Source organism: Candidatus Acetothermia bacterium, assembly GCA_024653305.1.
GTDB lineage: Bacteria > Bipolaricaulota > Bipolaricaulia > Bipolaricaulales > Bipolaricaulaceae > JACIWI01.
Window position 1 is genome coordinate 212,108 of sequence record JANLFW010000001.1, and the last position, 11,052, is coordinate 223,159.

Genomic DNA, 11,052 nt, shown 5'->3' on the forward strand with positions numbered 1-11,052 from the left:
TGGTACCTCCGCTTGCATCCTAGCCGCGATGGGAGGATAGGGCAACCGAGACCGCGCATTCGGCGGTGAGGAACCGCGGTTTCCCGTATAATCTCCGATCGTCATGCGCGGCATCCTCCGTGAGCTTTGGCGGTATCGGCTGCGCCTCCTCGCCGGCGTCGCGGCGTTGTTCATCGTCGACGCCCTTCAGCTCATCGCTCCCCTCATCGTGCGCAGCGCGGTCAACGACCTCGTGGCCGGGGTCGGCACCGAACTCCTGCGCTACGCCCTGTACCTCTTGGGCATCGCCGCGGTGGTGTTCGTGTTCCGGTTCGTGTGGCGGATCCTCCTCTTTGGCGCCGGGCGTCTGATCGAGCTCGACCTGCGCAACCGGTTCTACACCCACCTCCTCAAGCTCTCCCCCACCTACTACACCGAGCACTCCACCGGGGACTTGATGGCCCACGCCACCAACGACCTCGAGGCGGTGCGGCGGTCGTGCAGCATGGGGGTCCTGCTCGCTTCCGACACGTTGATCATGGTGTCGTTCTCGCTGGCGGCGATGATCGGGATCTCCCCCCGGCTCACCATGTACGCGTTCGTGCCGCTCCCGTTCATCACGGTGGTGGTGATGGGGTTCGGCCGCCTCATCCACCGCCGGTTCGAGAAGGTGCAGGCGGTGTTCTCCATGCTCACGGAGCGGGTGCGAGAAGCGCTCTCCGGGATCCGCCTCCTGCGCGCGTTTGCCCGCGAGGACGGCATCGCCCGGGTGTTCGGCGGCACCAACCGGGAGTACGTGGACGCCAACATGTCCTTGGTGCGGGTGTGGGGGGTGTTCCAGCCGTCGATCGGGCTCCTCGCGGGGATGGGGACGGGGCTGATCATGTGGTTCGGCGGGCGGGGGGTGCTGGCGGGGACGCTCGAGCTGGGGGACCTGGTCGCGTTCACGAGCTACCTCGGGATGATGGTGTGGCCGATGATGGCCCTGGGGTGGATCGTGAACCTCCTCCAGCAGGGGGCGGCGTCGATGAACCGGATCGAGCGCATCTTCGCCGAGGTCCCGGACATCCAGAGCCCGCCGCGGCCGGCCCCGCTTCCGGCCTCGACCCGCCTCGAGTTCCGCAGGCTCACGTTTGCCTACCCCGGGGTGGAGAGGCCAGCCCTGCGGGACATCGACCTGGTGGTGGAGGAGGGGATGACCCTAGGGGTGGTCGGCCTCACCGGGTCCGGCAAGTCCACCCTGGTGCGCCTCATCCCCCGCCTGTACGACCCACCCCCGGGGTCGGTGTTCCTGGGGGGAGTGGACGTGCGTGCCCTTGACCTCAAGGAGCTGCGGGGAACGATCGGGATGGTCCCCCAGGACGTGTTCCTGTTCTCGGCCACGATCCGGGACAACATCGCATTCGGCCGGCCGGAGGCGAGCGATGACGAGATCTGGCACGCGGCGCGCCTCGCCGGCCTTGCCGAGGAGATCGCGACCTTCCCCAGTGGCCTGGACACCGTGGTCGGGGAGCGGGGGCTGGCCCTGTCGGGCGGGCAGCGACAGCGGGTCGGGATCGCCCGGGCCCTGCTCCTCGATCCCCCCATCCTCGTCCTCGACGACGCCCTATCGTCGGTAGATGCCCAGGTGGAGGAGGAGATCCTGGGGAACTTGAGGGAGGTGCTCCGGGGCCGCACCTCCATCGTGGTGGCCCACCGCATCTCCGCAGTTCGGGACGCAGACTGGACCATCGTCCTTGAGGATGGCCGGATCGTGGAGCAGGGCGATCACGACCGGCTGGTGCGACACGGCGGCCTCTACGCCCGCCTGAACGAGCTCCAACAGGCCCTCATCCGATGAACGGACATCACGACTACGAGGAAGACCAAATCGGCAAGGCGGTCGACGTCCGCCTGATGCGCCGGCTTTTGAGCTACGCCCGTCCGTACTGGGGCCTGTTCCTGGCCGCGCTCTTCCTCGCCGGTGGGGTCACGGTGGTCGAGCTGGCGATGCCGTACCTTGTGAAGACGGCGGTGGACGTGGTGCTCGTGCCGTCATGGCTAGAGGTGGCAACCGCGATCCCACCGAGCCCGGACGCGGTGTCCCTCGGGGAGGGCCGGTTCCTCGTGGACGGTCGCGCGCTCCCCGAGGCCACGCGACAGGCGCTCGAAGAGGAGAAGGCCGTCGTCGGTCGGTACCTCGTCATCGCCCACGACGACCCGGCGGCGCCGGTGGCCATGCGGTACCAGCACGTGTTCCGGGACACCCCGGTCGGCTACGCCGCCCCGGAGAGTGCCCTCCGCTCCATCCCCCCAGGGGACCTGCTGCGCCTGCGGGCGTCGTCGGTGCAGCTCCTGGGGCTCTTGGCCCTGGCGTACCTCGGGTTCCTCGCCCTCCGGTTCGGGCTCGCCTACGGACAGGTGTACATCCTCCAGTACGCCGGGCAGCGCATCGTGTTCGACATGCGGCGGGCCATCTTCCGCCATCTCCTGCACCTCCCGATGGGCTACTTGGACAAACAACCGGTGGGCCGGCTGGTGACGCGGGCCACCAACGACGTGGCCGCGATCAACGACATGTACACCCAAGCCCTGGTCAGCCTGGCCCAAGACTTCCTAATGATGGCCGGGGTGCTGGGGATCATGTTCGCCCTGAACCCGCGGCTCACGCTGATCCTGCTCGCGTGCGGTCCGCCGCTGCTCGCGCTCACGTTTTGGTTCCGGGGCCAAGCCCGCGACGCGTACCGAACCGCCCGTCGGCTCCTGGCCCGCCTCAACGCGTACCTCGCCGAGTCCATCTCCGGGATGGGCATCATCCAGCTGTTCCGCCAGGAATGGGCGAGCTTCAAACGGTTCGAAGACATCAACCGGGGCTACTTCCGGGCCCAGCTGCGGTCGATCATCGTGTACGGCGTGTTCGGGCCGGTGATCTCGGTCATGCAGTCGATGGCCCTGGCTCTCCTCATCTGGTACGGCGGGCGAGGGGTGCTCGGGGGCGTGTTCACGCTCGGGGCCCTCGTCGCGTTCACCAGCTACATCCGGATGCTGTTCCAGCCGCTCACCGACCTCTCGGAGAAGTACAACATCCTCCAGGCGGCGATGGCCGCCGCGGAACGGATCTTCGGGCTCATGAACGAGGCGGAGGAACCATCCGGGCCGCGCAAGCTCCCCGCCCTCCGTGGGGAGATCGAGTTTCAGGACGTGTGGTTCGCGTACCAGGGTGAGGATTGGGTGCTCAAGGGGGTCTCGTTCCGCGTGGCCCCAGGGGAGCGGGTGGCCATCGTCGGCCCCACCGGATCGGGCAAGACCACCGTGGTCAGCCTCCTCCTCGGCTTCTACCGGCCGCAGCGGGGGCGGATCATCGTGGACGGGGTGGACCTCGCGGACCTGGACCTCGAGGAGTACCGGCGGCAGCTGGCCGTGGTGCCGCAGGAGGTGTTCCTGTTCTCCGGGGACGTGGCCGAGAACATCCGGATGTGGGATGGGAAGCTTCCCCCGGATGCGGCGGAGCGGGTGGCGAAGAGCGTGGGGCTCCACGAGCACCTCCTGCGCCTGCCGGATGGGTACGGGACCCAGGTCAAGGAGCGCGGGGTGCGCCTGTCGGTGGGGGAGCGGCAGCTTCTCTCCCTGGCGAGGGCGGTGGCCGCTGGCCCTAAGCTGATCGTGCTGGATGAGGCCACGGCCAACGTGGACTCCCAAACCGAGGCCGCCGTGCAGACTGCGCTCGAACGGGTCATGGCCGGCCGGACCACGATCGCCATCGCCCACCGCCTTTCCACCATCCGCAACGCCGACCGCGTGCTCGTCATCCACCAAGGGAGGCTCGTCGAGGAGGGGACGGTGGAGGCGCTGCTCGCGAGGAAGGGCCTGTTCTGGGCCCTGTGGCAGCTCCAGTTCGCCGGGGAAAGCGGCCGGGCGGAGACGCGATAACCGGAAAAAGGATGAAGTCCCAGCTGCGCTTGGCCAGCGGAAGACGGCCGCCCCACGCGCTCTCGCCCGCTCAACCCAGGTGCCCCGGATCGTCGATTCGGGCGGCGTTTCGTTGGAGGGGCGCAGTGCCGTCAACTGGCACGGCGAGGTGCCACGGTCCGAACGGCCTTCCGGTCGCCGCGACCTCCGAGAGCGCAGGCAGACCGAGGGCGAGGATTACCGCCAGCCCGGCGACGGGCGCGACGACCAGAACCCGATTCCGGCGGTGGGCCGCCGGGTCCAAGGCGTGCAGGCCCAACCATGGCATCATGGCAATTGCCGTGCCGGCCGCCACCAGAACGATGTGCACCGACGTCGGATCGGCGAAGAACGCCATCCCAAGACAGCCCGTCACAAGCGGTGAAAAACCCCACCAGCCAGAGGCACACGGCCAGGGAGAATGGGGACCCGTGATACCATGGACTGAGCAAGATCAAGAGCACCGCCCCGATCGCGATCACACCCAGAAACCGTCGCCATCCACGGTTCTCCAGCCAACTCGTCACAACGTTTAGCCTCCTCCATCCAGGCGGGCCCTGCGGTGCATTTCCCGGCCCCGGAAACCCGGGCCCTTCCGCGTGGCCTTTCCGGTTTAGAGATACCCGAGCCTCACCCCCACGATCATCCCCACCCCAAGGAGGACCATCACGAGGCCGGTAGCGAAGTGGAGTTTCCCGAGGCGCGCCTTCCGCCACCGCTCGGCGCGGGCGGTGGTGGTGAGCCCGAAGTGCACCATCAGCGTGATCGCGATCATCGGCAGGATGAAGATGAAGTTGTAGAGGAGGAGGAGCCCCGCCCCCTGCCAACGGGTCGCGGTCTGGGAGAGGAGGGTCAGGATCACGATGTACGGGCCCGAGGTGCACGGGGCGAGGAACAGGGAGTCGAGGAGGCCGATCACGAATGCCCCCGGCACCGAGGCCACCGACGCCGTGACCTTCTTCACCGACGGCTTCCACCGCTCCGGAACCTCGATGGAGAACCACTTCCCGTACCAGAGGAGGTCCTTCATCTGCCAAAGGCCCACGACGATAGCGAGGCCCGACACGGCGATGATGAACGGCTCGCGGAACGCCCTCGTCCCCACGGTGAGCCCGAGCACGGAGTAAAGGAGGAAGCCGATCGCAAAGTAGGCCACGAAGATCCCGGTGGCAAACGCCAGTCCGGCCCAGATGACCTTCACCCTTTTCCCCACCACGAGCAGGGTCCCCAGGAGAAGGACCAGCACCGCGAAGTCGCAGGGGTTGATGGAGTCGAGGGCCGCCCCGGCGACCACTGCCCCCAGGGTGAGGTTCTCCCGGAGCGCGAGCCGGTCAAGAGGAGATGCGGCTTTGCTCGCGATCGCCCGCTTGACCGCCTCCTCCAGGGCCTCCTCCGCCTCCGGGCTCGGGAACGGCTGGGGATCGCGCCGGGGAGCATAGAGGTTCCCTCCCACCACGGCCACGTCGCCGACGAACAGGGCCGGGGGCTCGCCCCGGGCCCCGAACAGGCGTGTCAGCTTCTCGAACGTGGTGGATGTGCCCGGCTCATCGAGGGAGATCCGTCTCACCCCGAGATCCGGGTGACGCTCCATGAGCCGCATCACCCGATCCTCGAGCTCGATGCACGCCGGGCAGAGCTCGGCGCGGGTGATGAGTATGGCCTGGGTGGCGGTGGGGGGAAGCTTGTCGAGGGGGGACAGGGCCCCAGCGGCTTGGGCCCGGAGGATCGCGTCCTCCAGCGCCATCTCCTGCGCCGCCCCCGCGAGCGCCTGCGGCCCCGGGCCGAGGCCGTAGAACGTGTCCCCAACCATGGCCACGTCCCCTACGAACACCATCGGAACTGGGCCCAAGTTCGCCCCGTACACGCTGAGGAGCTTCGTCAAGAGCTCCCAACCCTCGGAGGTATGGATCTCGTAGCGCTGGATGACGAGGTCGGGGATCGTCCGCCGGAGCTCGATCAGGAACGTCTCGACTTGCTTGCAGTGGGGGCAGCCCTCGTCGTAGAAGAACAGGAGCTCGGTCCCCCAGACCGGCAGACCGAGGGCGAGCACCACCGCCCCCACGGCAACCGCGAGCCTGACCCTGGGCTTGCCCCAGACGTCCGTGTCCTTGGACCGTCCGACGTTGGTGTGCACGTTACCCCCTTCCGGTTGGGATCCTCCAGCCCCGCAGTATACCGGGGCCGGTCACCGTGCTCCGGTCGTCTCCGGGCGCTCCGGCCCGAACGTGCCGTCGATCCACGCGCTTATCGCGTCCCGAACCCGGCGGAACGCGGCCCGCCGCCATCTGAGACCAAGCGGAATTGTGGGTGCACAGGAGCAGAACCCTCCCCTTCTCCACGGTTACCGTCCCCACAAGAACAGGAACAGCACCAGCCCGACCGCGAGGAGGAGCGCGATCTCCAACGGGCTCAGCGCCGGCCGCATGCGATCGGGAAGCCGTTCCATGGGCGAGGGGCACCCTTGGGCGAGGCACCGCTCCACCTCTTCCCGGATCCTGAGCTCCACCGCCCGGCCGATCCCGGCCGTGGCGAGGCTCCCCACGATCACCGTGGGGGTGACCTCCCTGTCCAACCCGTAGGCCTGGGCGAGGGTGACCATCAGCCGCCAATTGTCCGGGTTGAACGTGACCTCGTGGGCCACGATCACAAGCTCGGGGTACTCCTGGGAGAGCTCCGCGAGGAACGCTTTCATCACCTGGCAGTCAGGGCAGGTCGCGGACCAGAAGTAGTGGAGCTCGACCTCTGCGGCCGCGGCCGCAACCCCGATGAGCCCAACCGAGAGCACCGCTATGGCCTTCGTCAGTGCTGAACGCGTCACGTCGCCTCCTTTGCCGGGTGACCGAGGTGGCGAACCAGCCCCGGGTGCGCAGGCAGGCCCGGACCAGCATCAGCATCACCGGGACCTCGATCAGCACCCCGACCACCGTCGCCAAGGCCGCCCCGGAGGCGAGGCCATAAAGCATTGTGGCCGTGGCGATCGCCACCTCGAAGTGGTTGGAGGCCCCGATCATCGCCGACGGGGCGGCGTCCTCGTAGTCGAGCTTGAGGACCCGCGCCGCGGTGAGCCCGAAGATGAGCCACGTCTGGAGAAAGAGGGGAATGGCGATCCACAGGATGGTCAAGGGGTTCTCGAGGATCGTCTCGCCCTTGAACGTGAACAGGAGGACCGGGGTCAGGAGCAGGGCCACCACGGAGATCGGAGTCAGGATGGGCAGGAACCGCGCGGTGAACCACGCCTCGCCCTTGGTCCGGACGATCCACCACCGGGTGAAGTATCCGGCCACCAAGGGGAGGGCCACGTAGATCGAGATCGAAAGAAGCAGCGCCTGCCATGGGACGGGCATCCAGTTGATCCCGAGGAGGAACTTCCCCAAGGGCCCGTACAGGACGAGCATCGCGATGGAGTTGATCGCGACCATGACCAGGGTGCGGCCCTGGTTCCCGCGGGCCAGGTACCCCCACATGAGGACCATGGCCGTACATGGGGCAATCCCGAGGAGGATCGCCCCCGAGATGTAGGAGCGGAAAAGCTCCACTTGGGTCCCGTCCTTGACGATCTCCGTTCCCGGGAGGAGCCCCCCGGAACAGCACCCCCAGGAATAGGGTAGCGATCCCGAACATGGTGAACGGCTTGATCCCCCAGTTCACGGCCAGGGTCAGCAGGACCGGCTTCAGGTTCTTGCCAGCCTTGAGGACCTCGGCGAAGTCGATCTTGACCATGATCGGGTACATCATGAAGAAGAGGGCGATCCCGATCGGGATCGACACCACCGGCGCCCCTTGGTCTTCGGGTCACCCTTTGGGCCACACGAGCTCATCCCCGTACTGGGCACGCCAGCTCGCGAGCCCACCGAACAGGCACCGCGCCTTGGTGAACCCCTGGGTCTGGAGGTACTGGGCGATCGTGCAGGCCTTGGTCCCGTCGTCGTCCACGATCCAGATCGAAAGCTCCGTGCCCGGCCGTGGCTTGGGGAGGGAAGCGGCCCACGCGGCGAGCTCGTCTTGGGTGGTCAGGGGCACATTCGCCGCCCCGGCGAGGTGCCCGTTGGCGTAGGCTTCGGGGGCACGCACGTCCACAATGTACAGGAAGCTCTCAGCGACGCGGGTCGGGTACACCGAATAGGGACCGAAGTACGGGGATCCGCCGGGCGGGGTCCTGTCCGCATCCGGAGCCCACACGAAGAAGAGGTCCCCAAAGGCCTGCCACCACCCGGCGAGCCCGCCGGAGATGGCCCGGGAGATCAGGAACCCGTTCTGCTGCAGGATCTGCGCCGCCTGGACGGCCTGGGCCCCTGTCTCGTCGTAGAGGTAGAGGATCTTCGACTTGGGAAGCCGGGCCAGCCACTGCCCAAGCTCGGCGAACGGGATGTTGATCGACCCGAGGAGGTGGCCGCGGGCGTAGGCCTCGGGCGTACGGAGGTCCACGAGCAGATAGAACTCACGATCCAGGGTCGCCGCCGGGGCCTCATACGAGGCCAGGCTCCGCACGTTGCCCCGCACGATGATCGTCTGTTCCGGCTTCTGCGGGTCGTTCGAGTAGATGGTCAGCACCTGCGACACCGGCTGCCGGTACCGGCTGTAGCCGGTGGTGTTGAACGTGATCGTCATCTTCACCGACTCCCCAGGGGCGAGCTCCCGTTTGGGAAGGTGGTAGCTCGTACAACTGCAGTTGTAGGCGACCCGGCTGATGTTGAGCTGGGCATCCCCGGCGTTGGTCAACGTGACCTCGAACCGGATCACCGTCCCGTCCATCGCCGAACCGAAGTCGTACAGGTCCCGATCCAGCACGAGCCGCGGCGCCGCCAGCGCCATCTGCCCCAGGGCTCCCAGCATCACGACCGTCAGCAACCATCGCTTCATGCCCTCCTCCTTTCCTCAGTTCCGTGATGGGTCACGAGTGATAGGCAATGAGTGACTGCCAATCAGCAGCTCCCCATTGGCCATTACCCATCACCGCGTTCCTTGCAGGTGCTTCTTGATCTCGGCCACGGTGGCGATGTGCCCACCCACCACGACCTCCCCGTCGATGGCCAGAGCGGGGGTCATCATCACGCCGCGGGCCATGATCTCCGCCTCGATCCCAAGCTCCCTCACCGCCAGCTCCGCGTTGCGCAGCGTGGCCTGGCACTTGGGGCACCCGGTTCCCAGCACCTCGATCTTCCGCATATACACCTCCCGGATTCAGATGGTTCCCTCGCAGCGAGAACCGCCTCTCCGGCGCTCACGGCGCGCGTAGATCAACAACTCCCCCTTGAACGCAGGCCCCCTCCACTTTGGGTTCGTCAACCCCTCCCTTGGGTTTCGCCCCTCAAGGCGCTGCGGATCAGGTCAGCGGCTCGCGCAACGTCTTGTGCCGGCACGCTTTGGGGCGACCCCTTGGCGATCCCGAGGTCCCCGGCGAGGACCAGGGCCCGGTCCGGGACGAACCCGGCCCGCTCCGCGATCCGGCGGGCGCAGGAAAGGGGGCAGCCGTCCACGGCCACGATGCGCTCCGTCTCCCGGAGGCGCTTCTGCACCACCGGGTCGCCGTTGGCCAAGGAAGCCAAACAGAAGACGGTCGTCTCCCCGGCCTTGGCCACATCCAGCGCCGCGAGAGCGGTCAAGGTCCCGACGTTGGACATGCCACCAAAGCAGACAAGCGGCGCTTTTTCAGCCATCCCTCACCGCCTTGTTGTACCGCGCAAGGAGCACCCGGGCAAGGCATCCTTGGCCTCGGCCGGGATTTTGCCGGCCAACCCGGGAAAGGAGCTCTTTCGTGACTCCCTCGTCGGACGTGAGCCCAAGGCTCCTCACCTCGCTCAGGGCCTCCCCAAGGCCGAGGCCCACCCGCTGGCCCGTGCCCTTCCCTGAGCCGAGGAGCCCCTGGAGGATCGGGACCTCGGTGAGGGTGGCGAAGTACATGAGCGCCGGCCACCGGGTACCGGTACCGCCATCGCCACAGGGCGGTGTAGGCCGACGGGACATACCCGGTCGCCACGATTAGGGACTGGGGGATGCGGGCAACCTCCCCGGTATCACGCTTGAGGAGGCAGGAGGTGCATGGCAAGGCCGATCACGACCGAGAACAACACCGCCCCGAGCGCCCGGGCCAGGCCCAGGGACGGGCCCAGGACGCATGCGGTGAGGATGATGGCCAGGATGTTGATCGCCGGCCCTGAATAAAGAAAGGCGATGGCCGGGCCAAGGCCCGCCCCCCGCGTGTAGATCCCGGCGAAGAGAGGCAGCACCGTGCACGAGCACACCGCGAGCACCGTCCCGGAGACCGACGCCACTCCGTAGGCGAGGGCCTTCTTCGCCCGGTACCCCAAGTACCGGATCACCGCCGCCTGGGAGATGAACACGGCGATCGCCCCGGCGATGAACAGCGCCGGGACAAGGCAAGTGAGGACATGCTCCCGGGCGTAGTCCTGAAGGAGGAACGCCTCGGCCAGGGCCTTCTGGACCTTGGGGTGGGAGAACGGGACGAAGTACGCGGCGAGGAACGTGTCGAGGAGGATGAGGGTCAGGCGGAGCTCGCGCTTCACTGGGGGGTCCTTTCGCAGGTCAAGGTGCTCAAGCAGTCCAGGATGCGGGGGATGTCGGGGCTGGTCAGGCGCCACAGGATCCGTACCCCCTCCCGCCGGGAGGTGACGAGGCCGGCCCGGGAGAGGAGGGCGAGGTGGCGGGACACGACGGAGGGGTCAAGGCCGAGCAGGGGCACGAGCTCGCAGCCACACCGCTCGCCGCCCTCGAGGGCCCGGAGGACCTGGACCCGAGCCGGGGGGGCGAGGGCCTTCCCGATCGCCGCTAGTGTCTTGTCAGCTTACTGAGTGAGCGGAGGATCTGGTCGGCGGTCTTCGTCCACCGGAACGGGCGGCCGTCGTGGTTGAAGCGGTCGATGTAGGCGAGGATCTTCTCCACCAGGTCGTCCTTCGTCGGGAACACCCCCCGCTGATGCTTGGGCTTGGCGTGCCAGGCTTGGACCTCCTTCGAGCGGTGGGTGATCACGTTGTCGAGGATCACGTGGATCTCCCCGCTGGGGTACGCCTGGAGGAGGTGGTTCATGAACGCCAGGAACTCTCGGGATCGGTGACGGTCCTCGATCCGCGGGATCACCCGTCCAGCATGGACCTCCAGCGCTGCAAAGAGCTGCACCGTGCCGTTGCG

At 67.5% G+C, this 11,052-nt stretch carries 11 protein-coding genes and 2 pseudogenes; 2 read left to right on the top strand and 11 right to left on the bottom strand.

From position 1 onward, the window contains the following. Window positions 1–103: 103 nt before the first annotated feature. Together NUV94_01110 and NUV94_01115 are read left to right on the top strand one after the other, a co-directional pair. Window positions 104–1,819, top strand: a complete 1,716-nt coding sequence (locus tag NUV94_01110; GenBank protein MCR4391392.1) for an ABC transporter ATP-binding protein/permease — start codon at window positions 104–106, stop codon at window positions 1,817–1,819. Beyond that, on the top strand, window positions 1,816–3,888 hold the full coding sequence (locus NUV94_01115) for an ABC transporter ATP-binding protein/permease (protein MCR4391393.1): 2,073 nt from the start codon (window positions 1,816–1,818) through the stop codon (window positions 3,886–3,888). Before NUV94_01110 ends, NUV94_01115 begins: the two co-directional genes overlap by 4 nt. A 70-nt stretch (window positions 3,889–3,958) precedes the next feature. Here NUV94_01115 and NUV94_01120 read toward each other — a convergent pair whose 3' ends face one another. From NUV94_01120 to NUV94_01170, 11 genes and pseudogenes are all read right to left on the bottom strand, one after another. Continuing rightward, window positions 3,959–4,264: a hypothetical protein gene (locus NUV94_01120; GenBank protein ID MCR4391394.1), complete on the bottom strand. Its 306-nt coding sequence runs from the start codon at window positions 4,262–4,264 to the stop codon at window positions 3,959–3,961. A 255-nt stretch (window positions 4,265–4,519) separates the two neighbouring features. Next, a complete protein-coding gene (locus NUV94_01125; GenBank protein MCR4391395.1) occupies window positions 4,520–6,040 on the bottom strand; it encodes a cytochrome c biogenesis CcdA family protein in 1,521 nt (506 codons plus the stop codon). 207 nt (window positions 6,041–6,247) lie between these two features. After that, entirely contained in the window at window positions 6,248–6,724 is a 477-nt protein-coding gene (locus NUV94_01130) for a thioredoxin family protein (GenBank protein ID MCR4391396.1), read from the bottom strand. Then, window positions 6,609–7,683: pseudogene (gene arsB, locus NUV94_01135) on the bottom strand (ACR3 family arsenite efflux transporter). The gene NUV94_01130 and the pseudogene arsB overlap by 116 nt, the downstream one beginning before the upstream one ends. Before the next feature lie 15 nt (window positions 7,684–7,698). Continuing rightward, window positions 7,699–8,766: a rhodanese-like domain-containing protein gene (locus NUV94_01140; GenBank protein ID MCR4391397.1), complete on the bottom strand. Its 1,068-nt coding sequence runs from the start codon at window positions 8,764–8,766 to the stop codon at window positions 7,699–7,701. A gap of 90 nt (window positions 8,767–8,856) precedes the next feature. After that, window positions 8,857–9,072: a thioredoxin family protein gene (locus tag NUV94_01145; protein ID MCR4391398.1), complete on the bottom strand. Its 216-nt coding sequence runs from the start codon at window positions 9,070–9,072 to the stop codon at window positions 8,857–8,859. A gap of 116 nt (window positions 9,073–9,188) precedes the next feature. Next, a complete protein-coding gene (locus NUV94_01150; GenBank protein MCR4391399.1) occupies window positions 9,189–9,563 on the bottom strand; it encodes a putative zinc-binding protein in 375 nt (124 codons plus the stop codon). Beyond that, window positions 9,556–9,807: a hypothetical protein gene (locus tag NUV94_01155; protein ID MCR4391400.1), complete on the bottom strand. Its 252-nt coding sequence runs from the start codon at window positions 9,805–9,807 to the stop codon at window positions 9,556–9,558. The genes NUV94_01150 and NUV94_01155 overlap by 8 nt, the downstream gene beginning before the upstream one ends. Before the next feature lie 134 nt (window positions 9,808–9,941). Next, a pseudogene (locus NUV94_01160) lies at window positions 9,942–10,430 on the bottom strand (permease). After that, the gene (locus NUV94_01165; GenBank protein ID MCR4391401.1) at window positions 10,427–10,687 is read right to left on the bottom strand and encodes a metalloregulator ArsR/SmtB family transcription factor; all 261 of its coding nucleotides are present in this window, start codon (window positions 10,685–10,687) and stop codon (window positions 10,427–10,429) included. The pseudogene NUV94_01160 and the gene NUV94_01165 overlap by 4 nt, the downstream one beginning before the upstream one ends. 5 nt (window positions 10,688–10,692) lie before the next feature. Next, a partial coding sequence (locus NUV94_01170) for a transposase (GenBank protein ID MCR4391402.1) occupies window positions 10,693–11,052 on the bottom strand: 360 nt, incomplete at its 5' end.